Source organism: Blautia luti (assembly GCF_013304735.1).
In the GTDB taxonomy this organism is placed as follows: domain Bacteria; phylum Bacillota; class Clostridia; order Lachnospirales; family Lachnospiraceae; genus Blautia_A.
Window position 1 is genome coordinate 150,355 of the sequence record NZ_JAAITI010000002.1, and the last position, 16,049, is coordinate 166,403.

General features: G+C 44.3%; 12 protein-coding genes. All 12 read right to left on the reverse strand.

Annotated elements, in window-relative coordinates; translation table 11 throughout:
- Positions 1-53 precede the first annotated feature (53 nt).
- Complete coding sequence (locus G5B06_RS02020; RefSeq protein ID WP_173761764.1) at positions 54-1,274, reverse strand: L-serine ammonia-lyase, iron-sulfur-dependent, subunit alpha; 1,221 nt, start codon at positions 1,272-1,274, stop codon at positions 54-56.
- Positions 1,275-1,363: 89 nt separating this feature from the next.
- Positions 1,364-2,329, reverse strand: coding sequence for an ABC transporter ATP-binding protein (locus G5B06_RS02025; protein ID WP_148447986.1), 966 nt, complete (start codon positions 2,327-2,329; stop codon positions 1,364-1,366).
- Positions 2,326-3,285, reverse strand: a complete 960-nt coding sequence (locus G5B06_RS02030; RefSeq protein ID WP_173761717.1) for an ABC transporter ATP-binding protein — start codon at positions 3,283-3,285, stop codon at positions 2,326-2,328. Before G5B06_RS02030 ends, G5B06_RS02025 begins: the two co-directional genes overlap by 4 nt.
- A gap of 15 nt (positions 3,286-3,300) precedes the next feature.
- Positions 3,301-4,134, reverse strand: coding sequence for an ABC transporter permease (locus tag G5B06_RS02035; RefSeq protein WP_173761718.1), 834 nt, complete (start codon positions 4,132-4,134; stop codon positions 3,301-3,303).
- A gap of 13 nt (positions 4,135-4,147) precedes the next feature.
- Positions 4,148-5,098 carry an ABC transporter permease gene (locus G5B06_RS02040; protein WP_021977747.1) on the reverse strand — a complete coding sequence of 317 codons (951 nt, stop codon included), beginning with the start codon at positions 5,096-5,098 and terminating at the stop codon, positions 4,148-4,150.
- Between the two features lie 99 nt (positions 5,099-5,197).
- Positions 5,198-6,772 (reverse strand): ABC transporter substrate-binding protein, encoded by a 1,575-nt coding sequence (locus G5B06_RS02045; RefSeq protein WP_173761719.1) that lies wholly within the window; start codon positions 6,770-6,772, stop codon positions 5,198-5,200.
- Between the two features lie 178 nt (positions 6,773-6,950).
- Entirely contained in the window at positions 6,951-8,291 is a 1,341-nt protein-coding gene (locus tag G5B06_RS02050) for an MATE family efflux transporter (RefSeq protein ID WP_173761720.1), read from the reverse strand.
- Positions 8,291-8,578 carry a co-chaperone GroES gene (groES, locus tag G5B06_RS02055; RefSeq protein ID WP_148447992.1) on the reverse strand — a complete coding sequence of 96 codons (288 nt, stop codon included), beginning with the start codon at positions 8,576-8,578 and terminating at the stop codon, positions 8,291-8,293. The genes G5B06_RS02050 and groES overlap by 1 nt, the downstream gene beginning before the upstream one ends.
- Before the next feature lie 146 nt (positions 8,579-8,724).
- Positions 8,725-11,724: a hypothetical protein gene (locus G5B06_RS02060; RefSeq protein ID WP_173761721.1), complete on the reverse strand. Its 3,000-nt coding sequence runs from the start codon at positions 11,722-11,724 to the stop codon at positions 8,725-8,727.
- Between the two features lie 212 nt (positions 11,725-11,936).
- Positions 11,937-12,416, reverse strand: a complete 480-nt coding sequence (gene rlmH, locus G5B06_RS02065; RefSeq protein WP_173761722.1) for a 23S rRNA (pseudouridine(1915)-N(3))-methyltransferase RlmH — start codon at positions 12,414-12,416, stop codon at positions 11,937-11,939.
- Complete coding sequence (locus G5B06_RS02070; protein ID WP_148447998.1) at positions 12,413-15,067, reverse strand: FtsK/SpoIIIE family DNA translocase; 2,655 nt, start codon at positions 15,065-15,067, stop codon at positions 12,413-12,415. The genes rlmH and G5B06_RS02070 overlap by 4 nt, the downstream gene beginning before the upstream one ends.
- Before the next feature lie 23 nt (positions 15,068-15,090).
- A complete protein-coding gene (locus tag G5B06_RS02075; protein WP_173761723.1) occupies positions 15,091-15,966 on the reverse strand; it encodes an undecaprenyl-diphosphate phosphatase in 876 nt (291 codons plus the stop codon).
- Positions 15,967-16,049: the final 83 nt, after the last annotated feature.

The window sequence follows — 16,049 nt, forward strand, 5'->3', positions numbered from 1 at the left end:
TCTGTGCCGTCTCCGCCCCGGCGTCTTTTAAGAACAGTATAACTGAAATTTCATCAGTGTTCCAGCATGATCTTAAGGATTTCCCGGTCTGTTTCTTTCATTCCGTCTTTTCCGATCTGTCCCACACAGCTGATGGTTTCTGCTGTTTCTTCCTGAAGAATTCCTGTATAAGGAGCATAGGACTGACCGTTCATGGCAAGATGGTGAGCAAGAAACGCCGCATCCAAGCTGGCCGCGATCTTGGCAGCACAGGAGATCTTTGCTCCATCACAGATGATTCCCGGAATATTGGCCAGGGTGTTCTCGATAGTCTTTTTGATCTGGGAAATACTTCCCCCTACCATATAAGTGATGGCTGCTCCTGCCGCACAGGATGCAGACACCGCACCACAGAACGCCGATAGTTTGCCTATATAATGTTTCTGATACACGGTAAGAAGATTGGAAAATACAAGTGCCCGGTACAGACTGTAGTCCGGCAGCTCCATTTCCCTTGCATAAACGATCAGTGGAACGGAACAGGCAATTCCCTGATTTCCGCTTCCGGAGTTAATGACAACCGGCATGTCACATCCGCCCATACGCGCCTCGGAAGCCGCCGCGGTAAGGCTTCGCATTCTGGTAAGCATATCATGGGAATAGTTTTCGCGGATCACACGTCCGATCCCAAGTCCGTATTTTCCGGTCATTCCCTCATGGGCAATGGCCATGTTGCTTTTGATCTGGGTATCCAGAAGAATTTTTACATCAGAAAGTTCTACGGTATCAGCAAACTCCCGGATATCTTCCAGATTTAAAAGACTGCGATCTGCCGCCTCTTTTTCTTCCAGCGCACGGTCCGCATCCAGAAGGATTTCTCCGTTTTTTTCAATTCTGGTCACATTAATGTGATCGTATTTGATCTCCAGACAGACGGTATCCTCTCCTGCACTCATTTCAATCACAATATGAAGTACAACCGGAGTATCCAGAAGTTCCACTTTACAGATATCCGCATCCAGAAGTTCCCGGCAGCGTTTTCTTCCCTCGTCTGTTACTTTTGAGAGAACCTCCATATCAAGCGCTGCATCGCCTGCCACCGCACCAAGAACCACTCCTGCGGGGATCCCCTTTAATCCCCCGGAGTTTGGAATGATGACACAGCGCACATTCTTTATGATATTTCCGGAGCATTTTGCCACAATGTGCTCCGGTTCTTTTCCAAGAACTTCTCTTGCCCTTGCTGCACCGTAAGCCAGAGCAATCGGCTCCGTGCATCCCATGGCAGGAACCATTTCTTCCCTCAGAATAGCCAGATAATTATCATATATATTTTTTTCCACCTTTTTCTTTTCCCTTCTCGTATTGTCCGAAATTCCTGATATCAGTATTTATGGCAGGCTACCAGATGTCCTGGCTCTGCTTCCCGAAGCAGTGGAACTTCCTGCCTGCATCGCTCTTCACACCACGGGCAGCGGTTATGGAACCGGCATCCGCCAATGGAGCGGGACTGTACGCCGGTATCTGTCACGATCTGATCCAGCGTTTTTACTCTCGGGTCCGGTACCGGAATAGAAGAAATCAGCATTTTTGTATAAGGATGCAGCGGATTGGAATAGAGCTTGTCCGCATCTGCGATTTCCATAAGATTTCCCAGATAGAGAACTCCGATCTCATCGCAGATCTTCTGTACCACCTGCAGCTGATGGCTGATAAACAGGTAAGTAAGTCCGTATTTTTCCTGAAGATCCTGAAGCATCTGAACGATCTGTGCCTGGAGAGAAACATCCAGCGCGGAAATGGGCTCATCGCAGACCACAAACTCCGGCTGCACGGAAAGTGCCCTGGCAATGGAAATTCTCTGTCTCTGTCCGCCGGAAAACTCATGAGGATATTTCAGAAGATCCTGCTCTTTAAGGCCAACAACCCGGATCAGTTCTTTTGCACGTTCTTTCCGCTCTTTTGGCGTATACAGTTTATGGATTTCCATGGGCTCACAGATAATATCCTGCACGGTATGACTTGGGTCCAGGGATGAATACGGGTCCTGAAAAACAGACTGCATTTTTTTGCGGTATGGAAGAAGCTCTTTTTCTCCCATGGCTCCAATTTCCGCTCCTCCGTAAAAAATCCCCCCTCCTGTAGGCTTATGATAGCGCAGGATTGCTTTTCCGATGGTAGATTTTCCGCTTCCGGACTCTCCTACCAGACCGAAAGTTTTTCCCTTTTCAATAGAAAAACTCACCTGATCTACAGCTTTCAGGATACCCGGCTTAAAAGACAGAAGTTTCGGAGATTTCTGTTTAAAATATACTTTCAGATCTTTTACTTCAATTAAAGAATTGCTCATTTTTCCTCCTCCCTTCTGTGGCAGAGAATCTTATGTCCCTCCGAAGATTCATAATATTTCGGAAGACAGGCCTCGCAGGTTTTATCCGCATATTTGCAACGGTTCAGAAACGGACATAAATTTCCGCTTCCGTCAGAAAGATCTCTTTCCAGAAACTGTTCAAAAGTTCCTCCCACACGTGGCATACTTGCAATCAGTGCCTGGGTATACGGATGGCCCGGATTAAGAAAAATCTCTTCTACCGTTCCTTCTTCCACCACGTAACCACCACACATAACAGCCACTCTCTTACAGGTCTGTGCCACAACACCCAGATCATGAGTGATCAGAATAATACTCATATTGTTTTTTTTCTGAAGTTCCAGAAGAAGATGAAGGATCTGTGCCTGAATGGTTACATCCAAAGCTGTCGTCGGTTCATCGGCAATGAGAACTTTCGGATTACTGCTCATGGCCATGGCGATCATTACACGCTGGCGCATACCACCGGAAAGCTCATGGGGATAACTACGCATGGCTTTTTCCGGATCTGTGATCCCTACTGCTGTCAGCAGCTCAAGCACCCGGGCCTTTGCCTCTTTTTTTGTTATGGAAGTATGGCGGCGGATCAGCTCCACCATCTTGTTTCCTACGGTATAAACCGGATTCAGTGCAGAAAGAGAATCCTGAAAAATCATGGCAATCTCACCACCACGAATTTCCCGGAGCTCTGCCTCACTTTTTTTCAGAATATCCTCCCCCTGAAACAGGATTTCTCCGCCCATAATCTTGCAGTTGGACGGGCCAAGACGGAGAATGGATTTCGTTGTTACACTTTTTCCGCTTCCAGATTCGCCTACAATTCCGAAAAAATCTCCCTCTTCAATGGCAAACCCGGCATCTTTTACTGCCTGTGTTTCTCCAAGATCCGTAAAGAAAGACACTTTCAGATCTTTTACTTCCAGTAATTTTTCCATTTGTGCATGTCCTCCTTACTTGGGCTCAAATACTTTTCTCAACACTTCTCCCAGATAGTTGAAACTGATAACCGTGATCAGGATCAGAATACCCGGAAAGATGGCAAGGTACGGAGCCTGCTGGATATAACGCTGTGCATTACTGAGCATGCTTCCCCAGGAAGCTGTGGGTGGCTGGATGCCCAAGCCGAAAAAGCTCAGTGCGGACTCCATCAGGATCGCATTTGCGATATTCATAGTTGCGGCAACAATAATGGTTGGCATGATGTTGGGAAGAATATGATGCACAATTGTGGAGAACTTTTTCTGTCCGGAAATCTTTGCATAGATAACATATTCTCTCTCATTCAGGGAAATCGTCTCGCCACGGACAATCCTGGCAATGTTCATCCAGGTCAGAAATCCGATAATCAGGACAATATTCTGTAATCCCGGTTTCAGAAAAGCGTTCATAACGATCATGATCAGGAAAGTAGGAAGACTCATCAATGCATCTACCAGACGCATCAGCACTGCATCCACGGTTCCTCCTACAAAACCGCTGATAGAGCCCACAATCACTCCAAGGGCTGTGGAGAGGATCATGGACAGAAATCCTACCAGAAGGGAAGCTCTTCCACCATAAATGCAACGTGCCAGATAATCCCTTCCCATATCATCGGTTCCAAAGAGATGTGCCATGGAAGGGGCGTTCAGTCTCTCTGTAGCGCTGATGGCGTTGGGGTCCACCGGATACAGAAAGGCAAAAATAGAGATCAGTGCCAGAAGAAGGATAGCCACTGCTCCTGCAACTGCCAGTTTATTTGTCTTAAAACCAAGTTTGATATTTTTCCAGATATTTTCTCTCATGTCCCTTCACCTCCTAACATCCGGCCTTGCGGATTCTCGGATCAAAGACAGCATACAGAACATCTGCCAGAAGATTTCCGAGCACCACAAGAAGTGCCGTAAACATGGTAATACCCATGATCAGGGGATAATCATACTGCATAACCGCAGTAACCGCCAGCTGTCCGATTCCCGGCCATGCAAAAACCTGCTCTGTAATAATGGCTCCGGAAACCAGTGACTGCAAACTCATTCCAAGAACTGTGATCATTGGAAGCATGGCATTTTTCAGTACATGGCGGAACAGAATCCCGGACTCTTTCATTCCATAGGCTTTCTGCACCATAACATAGTCTGAGGACATCTCTGTGATGGTACTGCTTCTCAGATACCGGATATACTGGGATGCATTGGCAAAAGTCAGCACCGCACAGGGCATCACCATATGAAGCACCAGATCCCCGAAAGAGCGGTCCCCGTCTGAATGCATACCAATACTTGGAAGGATATGAAGATGTACACTGAACAGGTAGATCAGCATGATACCGAACCAGAAAGTAGGGATGGAAATTCCCACATAGCAGAAAAGGCTGGTGATTTTATCCAGAATTCCGTTTTTATTCTTACCGGAATACAATCCCAGCACAATGGCAATGAGAAATCCCAGTAACATACTGGTTCCCATCAGGATCACTGTTGCGGGAAGACGCTCCAGCATCTGTGTCAGTACCGGACGGTTATTCATCAGGGAATTTCCGAAATTCCCGTGAAAAATCCTTCCCAGCCACAGAAAATACTGTTCATAAAGAGGCTTGGTAAGACCCAGGCTTTCCCTTAAATTCTGAATGTATTCTTCACTCATATTCGGCTCCACATAAGTCAGGACCGGATCTCCGGGCGCTGCTTTTGTCAGTGCAAAACAGAGAACGGAGACAATAAACAGTGTCAGAATACACTGCACCAGACGGTTTGCGATTTTCTTCAAAATGTACCTCCTTTATTTTCCCCGAAAACAGGAAATCGGCTGGCGCGAAAAACGCGTCAGCCACTTCCTTTCCGTGATTATCTTTTATAAATTTGTGTTTTATTTCTCCAGTGTGTAGATCTTCGAATAATCATAATAAATCGTCTTTAACAGACATTCATCAAATCCGCCAAAATCCTTATTTACCGCATAGAATCCATTGGAATACGCGATCGGATAAATATACATATTATCGTTGATGGTATTCTGAATTTCTTTATATATGTCACTGCGCTCTGTCTCATCTGCTGTACTGTTTCCTTTTTCCCACAGTGCATCCAGATCCGTATCTTTGATTCTGGAGTAGTTGGAACGGCTGTCGGAAGAGCACATATCCGCATAAAGACTCGGTTCCTCACCTAAAGTATAAAAGCTTAATACCAGGTCATAATCTGTACATTCCGGATCCTTGGTTTTATTCTTGAATGTTGATTCGTCTGTCGGAACAAGATTTACCGTGATTCCCACATTTGCAAGTGCAGACTGTACATACAGGGCCTCACTCTCCATAGTCTTGTCTGTGGAGATATACATCAGATTCAGAGAAAGAGATGTCTTTCCTGCTTCGGAAAGAAGCTGCTGTGCCTTGGCCGGATCATTGTCATAAGTATTGTCCGGTTTTGCATAATAAAGGGTATCCGGTGTAAACAGGGAATCCGCCGGTTCTGCATAATCTTCGGAAATGAATGCAAACTGACAGAATTCCTCTTTATTCAGTGCGTATGCAATAGCCTGACGTACCTTTACATCCTGAAGATCTTCATTCAGCTCATTCATGAACATGGCATTAACACGTCCGGAATTGTAGGTATTGATATTTACGTTGTCGTATGCACTGACTGTATCGTAATCATCCGCGCTGATCAGACGTGCATCCAGATCACCGCTTGCAAGTGCCGCATTGGCGGAACTGGAATCTTTAACGATCTTGAAAGTGATGGAATCCAGATTTACATCTTCATAATAATCATCGAATTTTGTTACTTTAAGGTACTCACCGGATTTGTACTCCTCGAACTTAAACGGTCCGTTTCCTACCGGCTTATTGTTCAGATCGCTCTCTCCGATATTCTCCACACCTTCATAAATGTGTTTCGGAATACAGTAAACCTGGCTTAAACCGCCAAGAAATCCTGCGGAAGAAGATCCAAGGGAAAGTTTTACAGTAAGATCATCAATTTTTTCTGCCTCTACTGCCTTATCATTCACATATCCGTAAGAAGAATATGGCACATTCTGTTTCTCATCTACCAGAACCTGCATGGTAAATACCACATCATCAGCAGTAAGCGGCTCACCGTCATGCCATTTCAGTCCGTCCTTCAGCTTCAGAGTAAACTCGCTGGCATCCTCATTGGCTGTCACGCTCTCACAAAGTCCGTTTCCGTAATACATCTCTCCGTTCACTATCTCAAAAAACGGGCTGTACAGTGCCTGCATCATATCAAAACTTGTCTGATCCACAACATACAGTGGATTGATATTCTGAGGATCTGTGGTTTCTGCAATTGTAATATTACCGCCGGCAGCCTTGGCTCCTTCGGTGTTCTCTGCCGCAAATACTGCTGTTCCTGCCATAACAGTCGTTCCTGCTACTGCAGCTGCCAGAAGCGCTGCCAGTACTTTTTTTCTCATCTCTTTGTTCCTCCTCTGGCTCAGCGGGTATTCCCGTTTTCCCACTGAGTTACTATGATATATGTACGATGGTACTATATCCTCATATTTTTGTCAAGCTTATCCTGAAATTCTATCCGGAATTTCCCTTTCGCACATAAAACCTTATCTTTTATTCTACCTACAGGGAGGATAGGCGTCAAGAAATATTTGTCATGGTTTTGATCCAGTGCCCGTAATGGCATTTCAGAAATGCGGGTACACACTTAAAAATCTGATCTGCGTTAAGGCAGCACACCACGATGGCCGGTGATGCTTTGACCACAAATGCCATGAACATGGATAACGGGATCACAATCGCCCAGGTACTAATTAGATCCACCTTCATGGAATAGGCAATACTGCCACTTCCCCGAATAATGCCTCCATTGGTAGGCATCTGATAAGACATTCCCAACATCACCACGCTTAAGATAATAAGAAATGTATTCGCCATTTCTCTGGTTTCCGGAGAAAGCTGGTAAAGGCTTAAGACCGGAATACGGATAAAGAAAAGCAGCACACCACAGATAATTCCCATGACTACAAAAAGTTTCTGAAGTTTTTTGGAATAGAGTTTTGCAAGCTTCAGATCTCCGGAACCTATGGTTTTTCCCATGGTAACCGATGCGGCGGAAGCAGCTCCCACAGCTGCGGATTTTACCATCAGAAACAGATTGGACGCTGCACTGTTGGCTGCAATGGCTGCTGCCGTCATGTGGCCCAGAATTGCTGTCTGAAGCGCTGTATTTACACCCCAAAGTCCCTGGATCACAAGCAGAGGGCATACCACTTTATAATATTTCCGTCCGAACTTCCAATCTGCCTGCAGATAATCCTGGATACGGATACCGATCCAGCTCTGTTTTTTAGAAATATAAGTGATCAGTACGCAGATCTCCGCAATACGGGCCGTCAGTGTTCCCACCGCTGCTCCTGCCGCACCCATCCTGGGCGCACCAAAATGTCCGTAAATCAGAATCCAGTTAATGCTGCAGTTAATTATCAGAGTCATGACAGAAAGCCCGAAAGCGATCCCCGCGATTTCCACACAGCGCAGCGTAGCCAGCAAAATCTGTGTCACTGCAAAGAAAAAGTAGGTAAAACGGATGATCGCAAGATAGGAAAGACCGGCTTCAATAATTGTCTGATCTGTTGTGAAAAGCCCCAGCAGCTGACGCGGAAAAAAGCTTGCCAGGATAAACAGAATGAGAGCAATAAAAATGCCTGTGCACATGGCCCAGGCACTGATCTTTCTCACCGGTTTTGTCTCTTTCTTTCCCCAGTACTGGCTTCCGAATATGACAAGTCCGTCTCCCAGCGCCATAAGTAGCTGCTGAAAGACGAACTGTACCTGATTTACAGTGGTTACTCCGGATAATGCAGTCTCGCTAAATGCGCCAAGCATAATATTGTCAGCAAGGTTGACACTTAACGTTACTACATTCTGCAAAACCAGCATGGAGCATAATTTCAGAAAATTACGGTAAAAATTCTTCATCAGTCTTTTACAATGGCAATAATATCATCCGCATTGATAACCAGATATTTCTCACCTTCGTATTTGATCTCAGTTCCTGTGTATTTTCCGTAGATTACACGGTCACCAGGTTTTACCTGTACCGGTACTTCTTTTCCGTCTACAATCTTACCGGAACCAACAGCAATAACTTCTGCCTGCTGTGTCTTTTCCTTGGAGCTGTCCGGAAGAACGATACCGGATGCTGTCTTATCCTCTGTCTCAAAATATTTCACGATCACTCTGTCTGCAACTGGTTTTAATGCCATGTTTATTTCCTTCTTTCTGTATTTATTAGCACTCTTTTCTTATGAGTGCTACTCTTTTCTTATCATACTACAAATCTGGAAATTGTCAAGATATTTGCAGGAATCCGCCTGACTCTCTCTGCTGTTATCCGGCAGAATTCCGGTCATTATTCTTCCTCGCTGACTTCGATTGCTTCTGTCTCATAAATAAATTTTACACTTCCATCCATATCCTCTGCACGCTGTGTGAAACTGTCATAAGAAACCGCCTCCGATTTCAGTGCACGGAAACGGTCTATCACATTTTTCAGATCTTTGTTTACTGCATCGTCCAGTTTTTTCACACCTTCTTTATAGAACTTTTTCTGACCGTCACTTAATGTCTTTGCGCCATCTGCAAGTTTGCTGATTCCCTCCTGCACCTGTCCGCTGGCCTCTTTCAGTTTATCCGCTCCGCTCTGCAGAGTTCCTACGCCAGATGCAAGAGCGGAAGTTCCGCTTTTTAAAGTCTGCGTTCCGGACGCAAGGGTGCTACTTCCTGCAAAGAGCTGTCCTGCCCCCTGTTCCAGCTGACTACCCGAAGAAACCAGCTGATCCGCTCCATTGTTAAGTGCACTGCTGTTTGCGGAAATCGTCTGAATGCCTTTTTTAAGCTGTGTAATTGCCTCCTGTATCTGGCTGCTTCCCTCGGTCAGTGTCTTTCCTGCTTTTTTCAGAGATTTTGCACCTTTTAACAGTGCACTGGCATTGGCATTCTTTTTTCCCTGAAGGTCTGTAATTCCGGAATTCACAGCACTTCCCATAGCATTCAGATCCTCGGAATTTTTCTGAAACTGCTCATTTGCATTGGTCAGATTCTGCTGATAACCGGACTGAAGTGTTTCATTTGCACTGGAAAGAGCATCTGCCGTATCCTTTAATTTATTGATCTCTGACTGAATTTCCGGAATCTGTTCACTTAAGCTACCAAAAGCATCGTCCATATTCCGGGCCGTGTCTGATAATTGTCTGCCGGTATCAGAAAGTGTATTTCCTGTATTTTTCAGATCCTGATCCTTTTCTGTCAGATTCTTCACATCTTCTTCCAGCTCACTGACTGCTTTCTGAAGATCTGACAATGCACTTCCCGCAGAAGCAGATGTGTGATTCAGCGCAGTGAGATTTTCTACTGCGGACATTGCTTTCTGTTTTGCACCATCGGCTTCTGATGCCGAACTGCGTAAAGCTTCTGCCGCGTTTTTCAACGCTGAAGTATCCGCCATCTGTCCGTTTGCAGAAGAAGTATCTATTCCATCGGCCGCGCTTCTGGCTGCTGAGATAGCGCCAAGGGCTTCCTGAACTGCCGCTGCGGTTCCTTCATCCATGGTACTGTAATCAATTCCCGAAAGTGCATTTTCTGCTGCTGAAAGATTATTTTTCACACCGGAAAGGCCTTCTTCAATTGCAGTCATATCTGTCGTTGTTTCTCCGGCATTGTCTGCCCAGTTTTCTATGATATCCGCCTGTGCATTCATGGTATCTGCATTATTTTTCAGAGTATCTGCCGCTTCCTGAACGTCGGATGTTATCTCTTCTGTACTTTCTGTATCTGTTGTCTTTGCGATCTGTTCCCGAAGTGCTGTAATCTTCTCTCCAAGCTGTTCTACACCGGCCACATATTCCTGCATCTGTACATTATAAGCGGAAACTTTTCCGGCATATTCTTCCATATTTCCGGAAAAATCGTTCAAAGTATCACTGTCCAGAGAATCTGCCATTGCTTTCATTTTTTCCACAGCCGTCTTTGCACTTTTTACTGTCTCATCTGTCTGCGGAATTACGGTACCCATACCGGAAAGCAGTGTCTGTATAACGTTTAAATATTTAAGCATTCCTCCGGTAAGTGCATCACTTCCCTCTATGTATTTCTTCATATAACCGGTCAGTGTGGAAGCACCGTTTACATATGCCATTGTTCCGTCTGACAGACTGCTTCCACCGGAAACATAACTGTCGACCCCTTCTGTATAGGAATTGACTCCGTTTGCAACTTTATCCATACTGTCGCTGACAGTATCGACTCCGCCGGTGTACTGCTTCAGTCCTGTCGCAAGAGTTCCGGTTCCCGCAGTATAAGCGGAAATTCCCTGTGCCAGCTGCGACGCGCCTTCGCTGAGAGCAAAAGCACCGGTACTTAAAGTTCCCACTCCGTCATCCAGTTTCCCAGCCCCTGATTCCAGTGCGGAAACACCGGTACTTAATGCGGCAATTCCCTCATCAAATTCTTTATATTTTTCATCAAGGGTGTTCACACCTTCTGAAAGTGATTTTGTTCCTTTTACCAGTTTTGACGCTGCTTTTGTCATCTTCTTTATGGAATCCTGCAGATCATCCACACTGTCCAGATCATCCAGATCAACTTCATCCAGCACATCTGTCATTGCCACTGTAAAAGAAGAACTCATTTCACAGTCTGTCACATCTGCTTCCACAGTAAAATCTTCCGGAATGCTGAGATCCTTTTCCACATCTTCCGTAAGATCCAGGCTTTCCTTTAATCCGGGCATTGCAATTCCAAGTACAATATTTCTGGAATCATCTTCCACTACTTTGCCATTATCAACCGTTACATTGGAAAAATTATCTGTAGACAGAATCATCCCTGTAATCATCATAAAAGGAGAATATAATTTTTCTGTTTTTCCATTAATTTTTTTTGTGGTAACTGCACGGTTTTCATAGGTTACATGAATTTTCAGATGACCGGTTTTTCCTGCAAGATCTTCCGGTTTTATTTCTTTACCGTCCAGTTCATAGGTAAAAGTAACGGTTACAGGAAGCTCCTTATCTGTTTTTCCTTCATAATGGATATCCCTGCCATCGGTTTCCCAGGTAATATTTTTTCCATCCTGAGTAAATTCCTCGTCCCCTTTTGTATTCTTGATTTCACTTAATTCTGAAACATCCGCAAGCGTGGAGCCAGATGCTGCCTTTACATTTTTCAGCCACTCTGAAACTGTAACTTCTTTTACAGTTCCATCTGCTTCTGTATTTACATATACCGTTTCTTCCCTGCTGATCTTGTTATTATCCGTCTGTTCTGTAGCACCTGCAATTGTACCGGCCCCCAGGAGTACAGACATCCCTGCCGCCAGTGCAGCAGCTGATTTTCGTTTTCTGTTTTTCATACCAGATAACTCCCTCTGCTATAATTGTTATATCTCTATAACTTTGTTATACAATAATGAGTTAGTCTCGTCAATCTTTTTTGCAAATTTTTACTTATTCGGTAAAATTTCTCATGCAGTACAGATTCTTCATCCATATTGCGAAATTTCCCACACATAAAAAGCCTTCCACTGTTACTTAAAAGTAATGGTGAAAGGCTTCCTTTTTAATTTTATTTATGATAAGGTTCTCCACTTATGATCCGGTAACTCCGGTAAATCTGTTCCAGCAGAATCACCCTCATCAGCTGATGAGGAAATGTCATTTTTGAAAAGCTAAGTCCATAATCGGATCTTTTCAGCACCTCTTTTCCAAGTCCAATGGAACCTCCAATTACAAACTGGATATAGCTGGTTCCCCGGATGCCAAGAGTATTGATTTTCTCTGCAAATTTCTCAGATGTCAGCTGTTCTCCTGCAATTTCCAGTGTAATTACAAAAGCATCGTCCCGGATATATTTCAAAAGGCGCTCACCCTCTTTATTTCTGATTGCCTCTTCTACCGTTTCGCTGGCATTATCCGGTGTTTTTTCATCAGATACTTCTATAATCTCCAGTTTGCAATAACGGCTTAAACGTTTGGAATACTCTGCAATGGCATCTCGTAAATATTTCTCTTTTATTTTTCCTACTGTCAGAACGCTTATTTTCATCCGCCATTCTCCTCCAGATAATTCTCAAATTCTTCCGCAGACATCAGAACTTTCCTTGGTTTGGTTCCTTCCTCCGGACCTACGACTCCTGCATCGCAGAGCTGATCCATGATTCTGGCCGCACGGTTGAAACCGATTTTAAACATACGCTGAAGCATGCCAATGGAGGCCTTCTCTTTCTCAATAATAAATTTGCCGGCTTCTGTAAAATATACGTCTCTGTCACCGCCACCTGCTCCTCCGGGAACCGTGGCAGTATTTACCTGCTTCTCAATGGCGGTATCATAAACCGCTCCCTGATTTTTGTCGGAAACATATTCCACAACAGCGCTGACTTCCTCGTCAGACACAAAGGCGCCCTGAAGTCTGGCAGGTTTCTGATATCCCTGTGGATAAAACAGCATATCACCTTTTCCGAGAAGTTTTTCTGCGCCGTTCATGTCAAGAATTGTTCTGGAATCCACACCGGAAGATACGGAAAATGCAATTCTGGACGGCATATTTGCCTTAATCAGTCCTGTAATAACATTAACCGAAGGTCTCTGTGTGGCAATAATCAGATGAATGCCGGCTGCACGTGCAAGCTGGGCCAGACGGCAGATGGCATCTTCCACTTCGCCCGGCGCTACCATCATAAGATCCGCAAGCTCGTCTACAATAATTACGATCTGTGGCATCTTTTCGGGTGCTTTTTCCCCTTCCGGTACACGCATATTCGCAACTTTTTTATTATATTCTCCAAGGTTACGTACACCATACTCCGCAAAAGCATTATAACGGCTTGTCATCTCTGAAACCGCCCAGTTCAGTGCTCCGGCCGCTTTTTTCGGATCTGTAACTACCGGAATAAACAGATGTGGAATTCCATTATATACACTTAATTCAACAACTTTCGGGTCAATCATAATCAGACGAACTTCATCTGGTGTTGCCTTATAAAGAATACTGATAATCAAAGTATTGATGCATACCGATTTACCGGAACCGGTAGCTCCTGCGATCAGAAGATGCGGCATCTTTGCAATATCTGCCACAACCGGTTTCCCTGCAATATCTTTACCTGCCGCAAAAGAAAGCTTTGACTTGGCATTTTTGAACTCCTCAGACTGCAGAAGATCTCGAAGCATAACCGGACTGTTTTCTTTATTTGGAACTTCAATTCCCACAGCAGCTTTTCCGGGAATCGGTGCCTCAATACGAATATCCGGTGTTGCAAGATTCAGTTTAATATCATCCGAAAGACCTACAATCTTGCTGACTTTAACACCCATCTCCGGCTGCAGCTCATAACGGGTTACTGTCGGGCCGCAACTGACATTGGTAATCGTTACATTTACGCCAAAATTGTGCAGTGTTTCCTGCAGCTTCTGAGCTGTTTTTCTTAAGTGTGCATCAGAATCTCCCTGAGATCTGCCATCACCTCGCTTCAGAAGTTTCAGTGGAGGATACTGATATGGTTTTTTCTCTGCAACTTCCTTCTGACTGATCTCATGCTGAATATTTTTGATCCCATGTTCAATTTCTTTCTGTGAAGATTTGGGGTTATTTGTGGAAGCTTTTTTTTCTGTTTCCAGAACCGGAGACATTTCCGGAACCGCAACATCTTCATAACCGTCATACTCATCTTCTGAGACTTCCTGGATATCTTTTTCAAAATCTGGTTCTTCCACTTCTTCAGTCACTGTCTGCGGCTGAGATCTGTGAATCTGAAATTCCATGTTCTCATGGGAAGCCGGCCGGATTTCCTCCTGTCCCTCTGTTTCCTCTGCTTCTGGCAAATCTGTATCCGATGGAAGCGCAGCCTTCTCCTCATCCAGAAAAGAAGGCAGATTAAATTCCCCTTTTCGGTTGGCTTTTACAGCTGCCTGTCTTTTATTTTCTTCTTTTTTTGATTTTCCTTTACGTTTTCTGGATGTTTTCTTGGTGGTTTCTTCCGCAAACGCCAATTCTTCCTCTTCCAATTCCTCTTCCAGCTGACGGATCTTTTCTGCTCTTCTCTCAGCACGGATTTTCCTTCGGAGTTCTTTTTGCTTTTCTCTGTCCGGCTGTGCCTCCAGATATGCCTCTCTTCCCTCCCGGGCAGCATCTGCAAACAGATCCAGAATTTTATTCATAAACCCGAAAAAAGATCTCTGCGTAATAATAATCATGGAAACCATCAGTACCAGTACAATGATCACCACGCCTCCAACTGTACCAAATGCGGAAGCTGTGGAAATACATACTGCACCTCCAATCACGCCTCCTCCTGTATGATACTCCGAACTGAGTGCATAATAATCCGCAAAAGTTGTACTTGGTGTGTAACCTTCTGTAAGAAGCTGTAAAAGTCCGCATAAAAAGGCAAAAAACACAATTCCGGCAAAAATCTTCTTATAAGCAAGACGGTTCTTATTATTGACAATCAGAAACGTAACTCCCCCAAACAAAACTACTGGAAACAGATATGCACACAATCCCATGATTCCAAAACAGATGCTGCTGATGGCATTTCCTACGATACCACCCATGCCAAACGCACTGATCATCAGAATCAGGCAGGCTGCAAACATAACCAGAATCAGTATTTCTGTCTGAAATCGGTTTCCAGCGCTCTGCTGTTTTGTCGCAGTTTTCCCTTTTCTTTTTTTTGTTGTTTTTGAAGCTGCCATTGTCAGACTCCCTCCAGTTGATATCAAATATAATTTGCTGCCAGAATAAGGATACCGGCTGCAAAGGAATAAAATGCAAAATAACGCAGTCTGACCTGATTCGAAAGCTTAAGCATGAACCGGATTACCAGATACCCTGTAATTCCGGCCACCAACATTCCAAGGACATAGGTAAATCCTTTTCCCACCGTCATACTTACCGCTGTAAACTCGCCCATTTCTACAAAAAAAGCTCCAATCACAGCCGGTATACTCATTAAAAGAGAATACTTAACCGCAAATTTCCGGCTCAGTCCGCAGAAAAGTCCAACGCTCAGTGTAAGTCCGAATCTGGAAAGTCCGGGAAATACTGAAATTCCCTGACAGATTCCCATCCACATGGCATCTCCGAAATTTACTTCCCTTGTACCCTTGTTCCCGTTTATATTGCTGTAATCCACAACAAGAAGAATTACTCCTGTAAGCAGAATTCCAATTCCCGAAAACATATGTGAAGACGCACTGCGTACAACAAGGCGCTTACACTGATATCCAATTAATGCTGTAGGAATTGTTGAAACAAGGATCAGAGCAGTAAGTTTCCGGTAAGTTCCGTGCACAATTTTTGCATAGGTCAAATTTTTACCGGTTCTTCTGTTATAAAGAAAAATATTGGCATTTCCGATCAGATCCAAAATCATTCCGATCAGTTCGATTCCGATTTTTTTGATATCTTTCAGAAAAACGAGAATCAGAGCTACCATGGTTCCCAGATGAAGCATTACTTCAAAAAGCACCCCGGAACCTCTTGATCCGTTAAGAAGATCCTGGGCTGCACAAAGGTGTCCAAAACTGCTCACCGGCAAAAATTCTGTAATTCCCTGAAGAATTCCCAATATAATCGCATGTATCACTGACATAATGATATTTCCTTTTCTAAAAATTTTTCCAACACATTATAGCATAATTACCGGAAACTTACAATCCACACTTAAGCAATCAT